We start from the raw sequence: 15,442 nt of genomic DNA, 5'->3' as shown, positions 1-15,442 counted from the left end.
AAAAGCACACCGAGGGCAGACAGGGGCGCTCATTGGCCACCCTCAGGTGCTCGCACACCACATGCGCGGACGTGACCGGGTGGGTTCACGCCCAGGGAGATGGTGTGCGGGTGATCAAGCCCTGGCGTTGGCACGGGTGAGATCCATATGACAAGAGACGGCCACTCCGTAATCCTTCGATTCGCTCATATCAACACGAAGGGGACGAAGTGACCGTCAATGACATTGTGCCCGCTGCCGGAGAGTACTTCGACGACACCCTCGCCGCGGCGAGCCCGGACCTGCTGCGCACGATGATCCGGGAGTTCGCGCAGCGGATGATGGACGCCGAGGTCGAGCAGCTGTGCGGCGCCGGCTACGGCGAGATCAGCAACGAGCGGGTCAACACCCGCAACGGCTACCGCAGCAGGCCGTGGGACACCCGCGCCCAGGTCGTCGTTTCGCACGTGCAGCGGCACCGATGCGCCCGATGCTCGGTCACCGCCACGCTGACCAGGGGAATATCCCACACCTGGCGGCGTTCGAACCCCGTGCTGCCGGTCAGGTCCAGCCCGGCCCCGCACCCACCACACCGCTCGGGCAGGTGATCGGCGACGGCGTCCGGACGTTCGACCGTGGCCAGCCCACCACCAGCCGAGCCCGGCCGGCCACCGCGTCGTCGGCTACTCCCCGGTACCGCCTTCTTCTGCGGCCGGGTGAAGGTATCGGCCGAAGGCGGCAGCGAGGAGTTACCTGAGTTACGGCCCAGCCGCCGTTCCAACTCCGCCACCCGAGCCGTCAACCGCTCGTTTTCGGCTCGCAACTCGACGATGATCCGCGCCTGCTCTACGACCAGGGCGGCAAGCTCGTCATACGACGGACGCCCATCCCCGGCCTGCACACGAAGATCATCCCACGGCTGGCAAGCCGCTCACGCCGTACTCGATCTCGTGGCCTGATGAATGCTTACGGTCGCGTACGGTCTCGCGATCGTGCTGCCCTCCGTGCTGGCGCTGCTGATGCTGGGACTCGACCCCGGGACGGCCACAGGTCCCGTCCCCGTGCCCTCGCTGGAGCCGGGCCGGGAGGAGAGGGTGCCGGCCACGCCCCTGCTGCTGTCCATCACCGTGGTCGTCGCGCTGGCCCACCTCGGCGGGGCCGTCTTCCGGAGGCTGGGCCAGCCCCGGGTGATCGGGGAGATGGCCGCGGGCATCGTGCTCGGCCCCTCCCTCTGCTGTCGTGGGGGCTGTACCGGCTGTACGAGTATCCGATCGAGAAGAGGCTGCGGGCCCTGCTGCGCCGCGAGCCCAAGGCCGTCACCCCGGCGCCGGGCGCGGAACCCTCGATGTGAGGTCCGGGGGGCGGCACGCGGAAGCGGGGCGAGAGGCGGGCGCGCGGGTGTGCGTGTCCACCTCTCGCCCCTCGCTCACTCGGTGGCGACGGCCTTGATGGGCAGCGTCGCGGTCACCTCGTATCCGCCGTCGGTGGTGGAACCACAGGTCAGGGTGCCGCCCAGCATCGCGGCGCGCTCGCGCATACCGAGCAGACCGTGACCGGCGCCCGGCGAGGGCGGGGCGGGGCGGGGCGGGGCGGTGTTGCCGATTCGGATCGTGACCCCGGACGGGGCGTAGGCGATCTCCACCCGCGCCTCCGCCCCGGGCGCGTGCCGTATCGCATTGCTGAGCGCCTCCTGGATGATGCGGAACGCCGACAGCTCGATGCCAGGCGTCAGCTGGACCCGCTCTCCGGTGATCCGGGTGGTGACGGTGAGCCCGGCGTTGAGCACGTTGGAGACCAGGTCGTCCAGCCGGTCGAGACTGGGCTGCGGGGTGTGCCGCTCGTCTTCCGGCGGGGTGTGCTCGGAGCGCAGGACGCCGAGCACCTGGCGCAGCTCGGTGAGCGCCTCCTTGGCGTTCTCACGAATGCTCTCCAGGTTCTCCTTCAACTCGGCGGTCGGATTCTCCACCAGGTGCGGGGCGGCCTGCGCCTGGATGGAGATGACCGACATGTGGTGGGCGACCACGTCGTGCAGCTCGCGGGCGATGCGCGTGCGCTCCTCCAGGAGGGTGCGCCGGGCCCGCTCCTCGGTGGTGAGCTCCTCCTGCACGACCAGTTGCGTCCGGGCCACGTCGCGCGCGCGCAGCGAGGCCCCGACCACCATCGCGATCACGAGGACCGCGACCGTGAGGGGGATGTAGCCGCCGTAGCCCCAGACGAGGATGAAAACCAGGCTCGTAGCGACACTGATCACCAGTGCCTCGACCGCGACCCGGAGCCGGGTTCGCAGCGCGACCAGGAAGAGCACCCATGTCTGCAGTGCGAGTTCGAGGCCCGACCAGTCCGGACGCGAGCCGAGCGCGACGCCGTCGGGCGTGAACCACACGGCCACGAGCGCCACCTGCGTCAGGGTCGACGTCCACCAAGCCGGGATCGGGCGATGCGGGGCGAGGAGAGGCACCACCGTCTGGGCCCCGGCGAGGAGGGCGCCGAAGAACCCCAGCTGGTATCCGGTGGAGTATCTCTCCCAGTTGAAGCTGACCAGGAAGGCCCCGAACAGCAGGAGCGGAGGAATCTCCAGGAACGGCGGCCAAGGCCGCCGTCTTTCGCGAGGCCGCCGGTCGGCGCCCGCGGTCCAGAAGTCGTCGCGCAGGGCGCGCGCGACCGGCCGCAGGGCTCTCACAAGTGCTTGTGCCGTGTCTGAGCCCCTCACGAAGACATCTTAGACGCACCTGCCGTTTCCGGCTGAGTGGAACGTCCCTCGAACACCTCTCGGGCGTTCTTCCGGGGCCGTCCGTGTTCGTACGTCCGGAACGCGGCCCAGCAGATCAGCAGCGCGAGTGCGAACACCGGCAGCCAGGCCAGCCTGGCGAGCAGCCAGTCAGGGGTGTCGGGGACGGTGTGCAGGCCGAGCAGGGCCTCATCCGCCAGCAGGCCCAGCGCGGTGACCATGATCATGGCGGTCTGGTGCCAGAGGAAGATCGTCATCGCGGAGAGGTTCAGCAGGGCCACCGCCGCCCAGACGGCGGGGCGGCGCAGCACCCGCCGCAGCGGGTCGAGCAGCAGCAGGGCCGCCCCGCACTGGGCGAGACCGAAGGCGACGGCCGCGAGGGTGGGCGGGGAGAGGTTGGAGAGCCTGGCACCGGGCACCCCGACCATGGAGGCCGGATAGCCGGCCCACAGGATGAGTGCGGCGGCGGTGGCGGCCCCGCCGAGCAGCAGTGTCCACCCGGTCGCGCGGCTCCGCAGGTCGCCCCGGGCCCATGCGGCGCCCAGGCAGTACGGAACCAGCCAGCCGGCCACCATGTTGACCGAGTTGGTCCAGCCGGGCCCGTCCAGGCCCAGCCGGACCAGATCGGCGAGCGCGACGACGGCGAGCGGCCACAACGGGTGCAGCCTGGCGAGCAGCGGGGTCGCCGCCGTCAGCATCGCGAAGACCAGCAGGAACCACAACGGTGACCACACCAGCTTGGCCAGCACGCGTACGGTCACCGGGTCGGCCCCGAAGGCGAGCATCGCGACCACCAGCACGCTCCACACCACCAGCACGGCGGCCACGGGGCGGAACAGCCGGAGCATACGAGTGCCGAGCCATCGCCGGTACGTGGCGCCCCGGGCGCGGGCGGAGGCGTAGCTCTTCGCGCCCACCTCGCCGCCCACCAGGAAGAAGACGGCGAGGGCCTGGAACACCCAGGAGATGGGTGCCAGTTCGGCCATGGACCGCAACGGGCTGCCGACGCGTACGCTGCCGCTGTCGACGACCAGCGCGGTCACCAGCCAGTGGCCGAGGACCACGCCCAGGATGGCGAAGGCGCGCAGGGCGTCGATGCCACGGTCGCGGTCGGCCGGAGTCCCGGAATCGATCCGCCGGACAAATTCACGCATGACGGCCCTTCGTTGCCTCTTCGGGTCCGGCCGCTCCGAACGCCGTGGCGGACGGCCCTTCCGTACCGGGATCTGTGGTGCTTCCGGTACCGAAGCTAGGGGCACGTTCCGGGGGCGGGCATCCCGCCTGAGAGCGAATGTTCCGCGTAGCTCCGAAGTACTACGGGGTGAGCGGCCGCTGTCCGAACTGGCATCCGGCGCCGCCGACGGTATATGGTCCCGACCGCGGGCGCTCCGTGCCGGCGCGCATCGAGCAGTGGTCTGAGCCGCGACCAGGATTCGGGCCGTCGCCACCACGTCGCTGATCGATCGAGGGAATGGACGCCGCCGTTATGCACTCCGCGTTGGTGATCGGCACAGGACTGATGGGAACCTCGGTGGCACTGGCGCTTCGGGCGCGTTCCGTGACCGTGCACCTTCGGGACGTGGACGTGGCGGCGGTGCGGACGGCGGCGTCCCTTGGGGCCGGAACGCCACAGGCGCCGGCGGGGGCCGTGGACCTGGCGATCGTGGCGGTGCCGCCGCCACTCGTCGGCAGGGTGCTGGCGGACGTGCAGGCGGAGGGCGTGGCGCGGCACTACACGGATGTGGCGAGCGTCAAGGCGGAGCCGCAGAATGACGCCGTCGCCCTCAACTGCGACACCTCGCGTTACATCGGAGGCCATCCGATGGCCGGCGCGTCGCGCAGCGGCCCGCTGACAGCCCGGGGAGCTCTGTTCGAGGGGCGCATGTGGGTGCTCACACCGACGGCGGACACCACTACCGAGACGCTCAACGTGGCCCTGGAACTGGTGGCGTTGTGCGGCGCCGTGCCGGTCCTGATGGAGGCCTCCGCGCACGATCGTGCGGTCGCGCTGGTCTCGCACGCCCCCCATGTCGTGGCGAGCCTGGTCGCCATGGGCCTGGAGAAGGCCGAGGAACGCGCGGTGAGCCTCGCCGGGTCAGGGTTGCGGGATCTCACCCGGATCGCGGAGGCCGACCCCCGGCTGTGGCTGGACATCCTGAGCGCCAACGCCGGAATCGTGGCCGACCTGCTCGAGGAACTGGGTTCCGACCTGGAGCAGATGATTCTCGGCCTGCGTGCCATGGCCGCGACGGACGAGGCCAAGCGCGGCAGCGGGGCGGAGATCGTCGAGGGCATGCTGCGAAGGGGCGTGGCGGGTCGTGCCCGGATCTCGGGGAAACACGGGATCCAGCCGGAGCGGTTCGAGGTGGTGACCGTCACGATCGGGGATCAGCCGGGTGAGCTGGCACGGCTGTTCACGGATGCCGATCGCGCGGGCGTCAACGTCGAGGACATCCGTATCGAGCACGCCACCGGCCAGCTGGCCGGAATGGTGCACATCAGTGTCGGGCAGGGCCTGGCGGACCGCCTGAAGCACGCCCTCCAGGCGCGTGGCTGGCGCTAGAGCCGATCGTCACCGCCCGAACACCTCGCCGACTCGAATCGGGGCGGGTGCCCTAAGCTCCCTGGCGAAGCTGCCGACCGTGGTGAGGAAACCGCATGACGACCATCCGCGTGCTGATCGCCGACGACCAGATGATGGTTCGCCAAGGCCTCACGGTGCTGCTCAACGCCGAACCCGGCATCGAGGTCGTCGGCCAGGCCGTGGACGGCAACGACGCCATCGCCAAGGTCGCCGAGCTCGCTCCGGACGTCGTCCTGATGGACATCCGGATGCCGCAGCTCGGCGGCATCGAGGCGACTCGCCGCATCACCAAACCCGACGACGCCACCGTCAGAGTCCTCGTCCTGACCACCTTCGACCTGGACGAGTACGTGTACGAGGCGCTGCGCGCGGGCGCGTCCGGATTCCTTCTGAAGGACGCGTCGGCCGCCGAACTCGTCCAGGCGGTACGGGTGGTGGCCGCCGGGGACGCGCTCCTCGCCCCGAACGTCACCAAACGTCTCATCGCCGAGTTCTCCCGGATGGCCGACGCCCCTCGCGCCCCGTCCAAAGGCAGTATCGGCGACCTGACGGAACGCGAGACCGAGGTTCTGTCCCTGATCGCGCAGGGCCTGTCGAACGGGGAGATCGCCGAGCATCTGGTGGTGGCGGAACAGACCGTGAAGACGCACGTGAGCCGGATACTGGTCAAGCTGGGCCTGCGTAATCGGACGCAGGCCGCGATCCACGCCTACGAGACGGGCCTGGTGCGCCCGGCCGGATACTGAGACGCGAGGGCTGGAAAGCCGCCGGCGGGACGACCCCGCCGACTAGGAGGTGCGGGGCGTCAGCCGGATCGGCAGGATCTCGGGCCCGTTGACGACGATCGAATCGAGCAGCTTCGGTTCGCCGTCGAGTTCGATGCGCACGGATTTCCTGAGCAGTTCACCGTAGAGCAGTCGCAGTTCGGTGCGGGCGAGTGTGCCGCCGAGGCAGAAGTGCTCGCCGAAACCCAGCGCCAGATGACGGTTCGGGTTCCGGCGCACATCGAAACGATCGGGGTCGTCGAATACCGTTTCGTCGCGATTGGCGGAAGGGAGCCAGAACACGACCTGATCGCCCGCCTCGATGTTCTTCCCGTGGATCTCGATCGGCCGGGTCGCGGTACGCATGATGTGCGTGGCGGTGGACGTCCAGCGAAGGACCTCTTCGATCGCGGACGGCAGGACGTCCGGGTTCTCCGACAGATCACGCCACTGGCCGGGATGCCGGAGGAGGGAGAGCATGCCGCCGGCGGCCGCTATGCGGGTGTTCTCGGTGCCGCCGACCAGCAGGTTGTCGCAGTTGAGGATGAAGTCCTCCGCGCTGAGCCGCCCATCGCCGGTGTCGGCCGTCGCCAGCGCGCTCACCAGGTCATCGGTAGGGTTCGCCACCTTCTCGGAGTGGAGCTTCTCGAAGTATCCGAGGATGTCCAGGTGGGCGAACCTGCGCGTGAGCGGATCGCCCGCCGCGAACGCCTGGCTGGTCAGGTTGTACAGGTACTGCCAGTCGGACTCGGGCACGCCCATCATCTTGCAGATCACGTACAACGGGATCCTGGCCGCGATCTCGGCGACGAAGTCGCAGCTCCCGCGTTCGACGGCCTGATCGACGACGCGCCGGGCGATGTCCTTCATCTCCGCCTCGAGAGCGCGGATCGACCGGACCGTGAACCATTCGTCGACCAGCCCCCGCAACCGGCGGTGCCGGGGCGGGTCGGTCAGGGCGAGGGTGCGCCCGCCTCCGGGGTCGGCGCCGTGGTCGGTGGGCCGCAGCAGGATGCCCTGGGCCGAGCTGAAGGTCTCCGCGTCGCGATACGCCGTGCGGACATCCTCGTACCTGGTCAGCGACCAGAAGGCCGGGAGATCGGTCGGCGGATGCCAGTGGACCGGCTCGTTCGCGCGCAGCCATCGCCATTGTGCGAATGGATCACCGTGTGAATAAAGTGCGGGGTCAACCAGATTGATATGCGGCGGTGGCTCGATCGGCTCACTGTGCATGCGACGCCTCGCAAATTTTATTCTAGGCGGTTTTAACCTGGAACGTTATTTCGTGCACGGTCAAGATATCCGGTGGCAGTGTGTTCAAGTGCTGCCGCGGCGCAGTTGAACACGCCTGGTCGAAGGCGTGGTCAGAGCGTTTCGCCATGATCGGCCGGCGCGTTGAAGTCCGGTGCGTTTGTGAGCCATAGTGGATTCCCGTGAAGTAGTGGTCCGCCGTGAGCTGTCAGGGTTTTTACAATATTGCGGCCGCGGGGTAAATGGGTTCCGCTGGGCGGTGACACGGCATGCCCGGTAGTGGCGGTCTGCGCTGTTCCAGTCGACGAGTGGAGCGATTGGAGTACGCGGACAATGGCTGTGTGCGAGGACAGGTTCCGGGAGCTTATGGCCAGCCAGCTCGCCGTCTGGTACGCCCAGCAGCTCGCGCCCGAAAATCGAGCCTTCAGCATCGCGGAGTACCTGGAGATTCACGGTGCCGTGGACAGGGATCTGCTGGTACGGGCCGCGCGTCGCAGGCTGGAGGAGGCCGAGGCTCTCCGCCTGCGGGTCCGGGTGATCGACGGGACTCCGTGGCAGTACGTGCACGACGCGCATGACTATCCGGTGGACGTCGTCGACGTCAGCGCCGAGGCGGACCCGCGGATGGCCGCCGAGGAGTGGATGCACGCGAACCTGCGCGAGCCGGTCGATCTCGCGGGCGGGCCCCTGTCCTCCACGGCGATCATCCAGGTCGGACACGACCTGTTCTACTGGTATCAGCGTGCTCACCACATCGCCCTGGACGGCCATGGTGGCTGGTCCCTCGCGAGCCGGGGCGCCGAGATCTACACGGCCTTCCTGGAGGGCGGCTCACTCGCGGACGGAGCCCTGGAGCCGGTTTCCCTGCTGCTGGACGCGGAGGCCGCCTACCGGACCTCCGCCGCTCACGATCAGGACGGCGAGTACTGGCGGGGCGTCCTGTCGGACGTGCCGGAATCCCGCGAGGCCGGGGCGAACCAGGCCCGGCGGGCGCAACACGCGCCGGTCCGGCACACCAGCGATGTCGGCGCGGAGGTCGGAGCGGCTCTGAGCGCGGCCGCGCAGCGGCTGAGGACCTTCCCCTCCTGGCTGCTGATCGCCGCCGCGGCGGTCTACGAGCACCGCGTCACCGGAAAGCGGGACGTGGTCATCGGCCTTCCGGTACGCGGTCGTACCGGCATACGGGAGACCGGCGTCCCCGGCATGACCGCCAACGTCCTCCCGCTCTGTCTCACGATCGGTACGGACACCTCCGTCGAGGACGTCATGCGGCAGACCTCCCGGGCGATCAGGGACGGGCTGCGGCACCAGCGGTACCGGCACGAGGACATGCTCCGCGATCTGAAGATCGTCGACGGTGTCCTCTGCGGGCTGCACATCAACGTCATGTCTCTCGACCAGGAGCTGAGGTTCGGCGAGCTCACCGCCGTCCAGCACACCCTCTCCAGCGGGCCGGTGGACGGCGTCCGGATCGACGTCTATGACCGGTCCGACATGCAGATCAGCGTCGGCGCCAACCCGGACGCGCACGACCTCGCCTCGACGGCGGAGCTGTCCCGCCGCTTCCTGCGGGTGGTGCGCTGGCTCGCCGGCGCCGCCCCCGCCGACCTCGTCGGCCGCGCCGACCTCATGGGCGGGGACGAGCGCCACCGGGTGCTGAACGAGTGGAACGACACCGCCGCCGAGGTCGCGCCGGCGACGTTGCCGGAGTTGTTCGAGGCCCAGGTGGCGCGGACGCCGGACGCGGTCGCGGTGGTGTTCGAGGGCGTCGAAGTGTTGTACGCGGACCTGGACGCGCGAGCGAACCGTCTCGCGCGGCTGCTGATCGGCCGGGGCGTGGGACCGGAGTCGGTGGTCGGCGTGTGCATGGAGCGCGGCGTCGACCTGGCTGTGGCGCTGTTGGGCGTTCTGAAGGCCGGTGGTGCTTATCTGCCGATCGATCCGAAGTATCCGGCGGAGCGCATCGCGTTCACGCTGGCCGACGCGGGCGCGCGGCATGTGCTGACCGGTTCGAGGCTGCTCGGCCGGCTGGCCGAGGTCGAGGGCATGACCAGCGTGCCGGCGGTGGTGGTCGACGACCCCGCGGTAGCCGGGGAACTGGCCGCTCTCGACGGTGCGGCGCCGGCCGCGGAGGAGCGCGCGGGCGTGCTGTCCGTGAGGCACCCGGCGTATGTGATCTACACGTCCGGCTCCACGGGACGACCCAAGGGCGTCGTGGTGGAGCACCGGTCGCTGGTGAACTTCCTGGTGGCGATGCAGGAGCGCTTCGCGCTGGGCGAGGACGACCGGTTGGTCGCGGTCACCACGGTCGGCTTCGACATCGCCGGCCTGGAGCTCTACCTTCCGCTGCTCAACGGCGCGCGTCTCGTGCTCGCCGCGCACGAGACGGCGCGGGACGCGCGCGAGCTGCGGAAGCTGATCGTGTCCGCGGGGGCGACGGTGGTGCAGGCGACCCCGAGCCTCTGGCACGCCGTGGTTTCCGAGGCCGACGACGGTGATGGCGCTGACGGCGTACTGGCCGGGGTGCGGGTTCTGGTCGGTGGTGAGGCGCTGCCGGGTGAGCTGGCGCGAAGGCTGGTGGCCAGGGCGGCGTCGGTGACGAACCTGTACGGCCCGACGGAGACCACGATCTGGTCGACCGCCAGGTCGGTGGACGCGACCGCGGGCGGTGTCTCATCGATCGGCGGCCCGATCGCGAACACGCAGGTGTACGTGCTGGACGCCGGGTTGGCTCCGCTGCCCCCGGGAGTGGCGGGCGAGCTGTACATAGCGGGTGAGGGCCTGGCCCGCGGCTACATGGGGCGGCCCGACCTGTCGGCGGGGCGGTTCGTGGCCTGCCCGTTCGGCGCCGCGGGTACCCGGATGTACCGGACCGGCGACCTCGCGCGGTGGGACGCCGAGGGACGGCTGGAGTATCTGGGGCGCGTCGACGACCAGGTGAAGGTGCGGGGATTCCGTATCGAACTGGGAGAGATCGAGGCCGTGCTGGCGGCTCACCCGGCGGTGGCGCAGGCCGTGGCGGTGGTGCGTGCCGAGGCCGACGATGACAGGCGCCTGGTCGCCTATGTCGTACCCGCCGACGGGGAGGGCGGGGGTGGCGGGCTGCCAGGAGTGCTGGGCGGGTTCGCCGGCGAGCGCTTGCCGGAGTACATGGTGCCGTCGGCGGTGGTGGTGCTGGAGGCGCTGCCGCTGACGCCGAACGGGAAGGTGGATCGCAAGGCCCTGCCCGCGCCCGAGTACGCGGCCGGTTCGGCGGCGGCCAGCCGCGCGGCGGCCACCCCGCAGGAGGAGATCCTCTGTGCGGCATTCGCCGAGGTGCTCGGCGTGCCCGCCGTCGGGGTGTACGACGACTTTTTCCGCCTGGGCGGGCATTCGCTGTTGGCGTCCCGGCTGCTGAGCCGGATCAGGGCCGTGCTGGGTGTGGAGGTGCCGCTGCGGGTGCTGTTCGACGCGCCGACGGTCGCGGGGCTGGCGTCCCGGCTGGCCGGTTCGGACGCTGCTCGCGCGGCGTTGACGGCGGGCGAGCGTCCCGACCGGGTGCCGCTGTCGTTCGCGCAGCGCCGTCTGTGGATCATCGACCGGCTTGAGGGGCCCGGCACGACGTACAACATTCCGGTCGTCCTTCGTCTGTCGGGCGAGGTGGACCGGGAGGCGCTGGGCATGGCGTTCCGGGATGTGATCGGCCGGCACGAGGTGCTGCGCACGGTCTTCCCGACGGCCGACGGTGAGCCGTACCAGCGCATCCTCGATCTGGACGAGCTGGACTGGGAGCTGACGGTCGCCCAGGTGGCGTCGGCCGAGCTGGATCGTGCGGTGGCCGAGGCGGAGGGTCACACGTTCGAGCTGTCCTCGGAGGTGCCGATCCGGGCGTGGTTGTTCGAAACCGGGCCGGACAGGCATGTGCTTGTACTGACGGTTCATCACATCGCGAGCGACGGCTGGTCGATGGGGCCGTTGGCGGCGGATCTGTCGGTGGCGTATGCGGCTCGGTGTGAGGGTCGGGTGCCGGGGTGGGAGCCGTTGCGGGTGCAGTATGCGGATTATGCGTTGTGGCAGCGTGAGGTGTTGGGGGATGGGGTTGATGCGGGCAGTGTGATGGCGGGGCAGGTGGCGTTCTGGCGTGGGGTGTTGGCGGGGGCGCCGGAGGAGCTGGAGTTGCCTTTTGATCGTTTGCGTCCGGTGGTGGCCTCTCATCGTGGTCATGCGGTGGCGGTGGAGGTGCCGGCGGGGGTGCATGCGCGGTTGGTGGAGGTGGCGCGTGCTGAGGGTGTGACGATGTTCATGGTGGTGCAGTCGGCGTTGGCGGTGTTGTTGTCGAGGTTGGGTGCGGGTGGTGATGTTCCGATCGGTGTGGCGGTGGCGGGGCGTACGGATGAGGCGCTGGATGATCTGGTCGGGTTCTTTGTCAATAGTTTGGTGATGCGGACGGATGTGTCGGGGAATCCGACGTTTCAGGAGGTGCTGGGCCGGGTGCGCGGAAGCGGCCTGGCGGCGTTCGCGCATCAGGACGTGCCGTTCGAGAAGCTGGTCGAGGAGCTCGCTCCGGCGCGGTCGCTGTCTCGCCATCCGCTGTTCCAGGTGATGCTGACGCTGCAGAACAACGCCGAGGCGGTGCTGGACCTGCCCGGCGCGCGGGTCGATGGAGTGTCGGTGGGAACGGCGGCGAAGTTCGACGTCGAGCTGAGCATCGGGGAGGTGGTCGACGATGAGGGCGTGCCGATGGGGTTGCGCGGTTCGGTCATCGCGTCGGCCGATCTGTTCGAGATGGAGTCGGTGGAGCGGCTGGCCGAGCGTTTTGTTCGGGTTCTCGACCAGGTGTCGGGTGATCCGCGGTCGCGGCTCAGCGAGGTGGACGTCCTCGGCGGGGACGAGCGTGGCCGGATGCTGGTGGAGTGGAACAACCCGGCGCTGGAGGCCGAGCCGGCGACGGTGGCGGAGTTGTTCGAGGCGCGGGTGGCGGTCGCTCCGGACGCGGTGGCGGTGGTCGCCGACGGGGTGGGGGTGTCGTACGCGGAGTTGGAGGCGCGGGCGAACGGGCTGGCACGGTTGCTGGCCGGCGCGGGGGTGGGGCCGGAGTCGGTGGTGGGGGTGTGTCTGGAGCGTGGGGTGGATCTGGTGGTGGCGTTGCTGGGCGTTCTGAAGGCGGGGGGTGCGTATCTGCCGATCGATCCCGCCTATCCGGTGGAGCGGGTGGCGTTCCTGGTGGAGGACGCCGCGCCGGTGGTGGTGGTGACCAGCGGCGCGTTGAGCGGTGTGTTGCCGCGGGGGACGGCGTGGGTGGCCGTGGACGATCCGGAGACGGCCGGTGTTCTGGCGAGCCTGGAAGGAGGGGCTCTTTCGGGAGACGAGCGGCGCGCGGTGTCGCCGGAGCATCCGGCGTACGTGATCTACACGTCGGGTTCGACGGGGCGGCCCAAGGGCGTGGTGGTCACTCATGGCAACGTCGTGGGCCTGCTCGCGCAGACGGCGGGGTTGTTCGAGTTCGGGGCGCGGGAGGTTTGGAGCTGGTTCCACTCCTTCGCGTTCGATTTCTCGGTGTGGGAGCTGTGGGGAGCGTTGCTGAGCGGCGGTCGGGTGGTGGTGGTGCCGCTGGAGGTGTCGCGGTCGCCGGAGGAGTTCCTGGCGTTGCTGGAGCGCGAGCGGGTGACGGTGCTGAGCCAGACGCCGTCGGCCTTCTACCAGCTGATGGCGGCCGAGGAGCGGGTGGGGGCGGTCTCGGGGTTGCGCACGGTGGTGTTCGGTGGCGAGGCGCTGGACCCGGGACGTCTGGCGGGATGGTGGGTACGGCGTGGCGGGGGTAGACCGCGGCTGGTGAACATGTACGGGATCACCGAGACCACGGTGCACGTGACTTTCTGCGAGCTGGACACGCGGGCCGGGGCGTCCGGAAGCGTGATCGGGCGTGGCATACCGGGCTTCGGCGTGTTCGTGCTGGATCGGTTCTTGCAGCCGGTGCCGGTGGGGGTGGCCGGCGAGTTGTATGTGGCGGGCGGACAGCTGGCGCGGGGGTATCTGGGCCGGCCGGGGTTGACGGCGGAGCGGTTCGTGGCCTGTCCGTTCGGTGACCCGGGTGAGCGGATGTACCGGTCGGGGGACCGGGCCCGCTGGACCGCCGACGGGCAGCTGGTGTTCACCGGCCGGACGGATGATCAGGTGAAGGTCCGGGGGTTCCGGATCGAGCCGGGCGAGGTGCAGGCGGCGCTGATGGCACATCCGCGGGTCGCGCAGGCGGCGGTGATCGCTCGTGAGGATGTCGCGGGGGATGTGCGGCTGGTGGCCTACGTGGTGGCTCTTGACGGGGCGGACGGGCTGGCGGGCGCGGTACGGGAATTCGCGGTCGTGCGGTTGCCCGGGCACATGGTGCCGGCGGCGGTGGTCGTGGTGGACGCGCTGCCGCTGACGGTGAACGGGAAGCTGGATCGCAAGGCATTGCCCGCTCCGGACTACGGCTCGCTGGGAGGCGGTGGCAGGAGGCCGTCCAACGCGAGGGAGGAGATCCTGTGCGGGGCGTTCGCCGAGGTTCTGGGGGTGGACGACGTCGGGGTGGACGACGACTTCTTCGTCCTCGGCGGCCACTCCCTGCTGGCGATCCGGCTGGTGGAGGTACTGCGGACGCGAGGCGTGTCGGTGTCGGTGAGAGTGCTGTTCGACTCCCCGACGGTGGCGAGCCTGGCGTTGTCGGCGGGTGCGGAGCGCGTGCGCGTGCCGGAGAACCTCATCGCCGCGGGCACGACCGCCATTACGCCGGAGATGCTGCCCCTGGTGGACCTGACCGCCGCGGAGGTCGAGCGGATCGTCGCGAGTGTGGAGGGTGGCGCGGCGAACGTGGTGGACGTGTATCCGCTGGCACCGCTGCAGGAGGGCCTGCTCTTCCATCATCTGCTCGCGGAGGGAGGCGAGGACGCCTACGTACTGCCGTCGGTGCTGGAGTTCGACTCGCGGGCGCGGCTGGACGCGTTCACGGAGGTGCTCCAGCGCGTGGTGGACCGGCACGACATCTTCCGTACCTCGTTCGTGTGGGAGGGGCTGCGGGAGCCGGTACAGGTGGTGTGGCGCCGGGGGCTGGTACCGGTCGAGGAGGTGAGCCTGGATCCGCGGAGCGCCGATCCGGTGGCCGAGCTGATCGCGGCCTCTGGTCTGTCGATGGACCTGGGGCGGGCACCACTGGTCAACGTGCATGTGGCGGGTCTGCCCGAGGGCCGGTGGCTGGGCCTGGTGCGGGTGCACCACCTGGTGCAGGATCACACGGCGCTGGAGGTGGTGCTGGCCGAGGTGGAGGCGTTCCTTGCCGGACGTGGTGACGAACTGCCGGAGCCGCTGCCGTACCGGGACTTCGTGGCCCAGGCACTCGGGGGGACGGAACAGGCCGAGCACGAGCGGCACTTCGCGAGGTTGCTGGGCGATGTCGACGAGCCGACCGTGCCGTTCGGGCTGCTCCAGTCACGTGGCGACGGCGCGGATGTGGTGCGCGCGGTACAGCGGCTCTCACCGGAGCTGGAAGGACGCCTGCGGGAGATCGCACGCCGCCTGGGGACCAGCGCGGCGACGGTGATGCATGTGGCGTGGGCGCGGGTGCTGGCGGCGGTCAGCGGCCGTGAGGATGTGGTGTTCGGGACGGTGCTGTTCGGCCGGATGAACGCGGGTGCCGGGGCGGACCGGGTCCCCGGCCCGTTCATGAACACCCTGCCGGTACGTGCCCGGACCGGCGGACTCGGCGTACTGGCGGCGGTGTCCGCCATGCGCGGGCAGCTCGCGGAGTTGCTGGAGCACGAGCACGCGCCGTTGTCGGTGGCGCAGCAGGCCAGCGGGGTGCCGGGTGACACGCCGCTGTTCACCTCCTTCCTCAACTACCGGCACAACACCGGCCAGGGGATGGACTGGGCGATAGAGGGAATCCGGCTGCTGCTGTCGCGTGAGCGCACCAACTACCCCCTGGTGGCCCTGGTCGACGACAACGGAGACAGCTTCTCGGTGGCCGTGCACGCGGTGGAGCCGATCGAATCCCAGGCGGTGGTCGTGTTGATGCGTACCGCTGTGGAGAATCTGGTGGCCGCGTTGGAGACGGCGCTGGACGGTGGTCCGGAGTTGCCGTTGAGCGCGGTGGAGGTGCTGGAGGAGGCTGAGCGTCACCGGGTG

At 69.9% G+C, this 15,442-nt stretch carries 7 protein-coding genes and 1 pseudogene; 4 read left to right on the top strand and 4 right to left on the bottom strand.

What is annotated here, in order from left to right:
• Positions 1-224: 224 nt before the first annotated feature.
• Positions 225-461: pseudogene (locus IG98_RS54485) on the top strand (transposase); the annotation flags it as partial.
• Here the strand turns inward: IG98_RS54485 and IG98_RS54990 are convergent.
• The 3 genes from IG98_RS54990 to IG98_RS0137395 form a co-directional block, all read right to left on the bottom strand.
• Positions 398-880, bottom strand: coding sequence for a DUF6444 domain-containing protein (locus tag IG98_RS54990; protein WP_084195935.1), 483 nt, complete (start codon positions 878-880; stop codon positions 398-400). The pseudogene IG98_RS54485 and the gene IG98_RS54990 sit on opposite strands and share 64 nt — an antisense overlap.
• Before the next feature lie 525 nt (positions 881-1,405).
• The gene (locus IG98_RS0137400; protein WP_037972338.1) at positions 1,406-2,689 is read right to left on the bottom strand and encodes a sensor histidine kinase; all 1,284 of its coding nucleotides are present in this window, start codon (positions 2,687-2,689) and stop codon (positions 1,406-1,408) included.
• Positions 2,686-3,861, bottom strand: coding sequence for an acyltransferase family protein (locus IG98_RS0137395; protein WP_037972337.1), 1,176 nt, complete (start codon positions 3,859-3,861; stop codon positions 2,686-2,688). The genes IG98_RS0137400 and IG98_RS0137395 overlap by 4 nt, the downstream gene beginning before the upstream one ends.
• Positions 3,862-4,178: 317 nt before the next feature.
• Here IG98_RS0137395 and IG98_RS0137390 point away from each other — a divergent pair, with 317 nt between their 5' ends.
• Together IG98_RS0137390 and IG98_RS0137385 are read left to right on the top strand one after the other, a co-directional pair.
• Entirely contained in the window at positions 4,179-5,270 is a 1,092-nt protein-coding gene (locus tag IG98_RS0137390; protein ID WP_281178586.1) for a prephenate dehydrogenase, read from the top strand.
• Between the two features lie 95 nt (positions 5,271-5,365).
• The gene (locus IG98_RS0137385; protein WP_030923678.1) at positions 5,366-6,037 is read left to right on the top strand and encodes a response regulator; all 672 of its coding nucleotides are present in this window, start codon (positions 5,366-5,368) and stop codon (positions 6,035-6,037) included.
• Between the two features lie 42 nt (positions 6,038-6,079).
• Here IG98_RS0137385 and IG98_RS0137380 read toward each other — a convergent pair whose 3' ends face one another.
• Positions 6,080-7,288, bottom strand: a complete 1,209-nt coding sequence (locus IG98_RS0137380; protein WP_051753440.1) for a cytochrome P450 — start codon at positions 7,286-7,288, stop codon at positions 6,080-6,082.
• Positions 7,289-7,672: 384 nt separating this feature from the next.
• On the opposite strand from IG98_RS0137380, the gene IG98_RS0137375 reads away from it, so the two are divergent.
• Positions 7,673-15,442, top strand: a 7,770-nt coding sequence (locus tag IG98_RS0137375; RefSeq protein ID WP_051753439.1) for a non-ribosomal peptide synthetase, incomplete at its 3' end; no start/stop codon positions are given.

The organism is Streptosporangium amethystogenes (genome assembly GCF_000721075.1).
Lineage (GTDB): Bacteria > Actinomycetota > Actinomycetes > Streptosporangiales > Streptosporangiaceae > Streptosporangium > Streptosporangium amethystogenes.
This window is presented reverse-complemented; position numbering and strand designations above follow the sequence as displayed.

Coding starts and splice junctions, on each gene's coding strand:
- IG98_RS0137395 (WP_037972337.1), bottom strand. CDS start 3,861: ATGCGTGAATTTGTCCGGCGGATCGATTCCGGGACTCCGGCCGACCGC.
- IG98_RS0137390 (WP_281178586.1), top strand. CDS start 4,179: ATGGACGCCGCCGTTATGCACTCCGCGTTGGTGATCGGCACAGGACTG.
- IG98_RS0137385 (WP_030923678.1), top strand. CDS start 5,366: ATGACGACCATCCGCGTGCTGATCGCCGACGACCAGATGATGGTTCGC.
- IG98_RS0137380 (WP_051753440.1), bottom strand. CDS start 7,288: ATGCACAGTGAGCCGATCGAGCCACCGCCGCATATCAATCTGGTTGAC.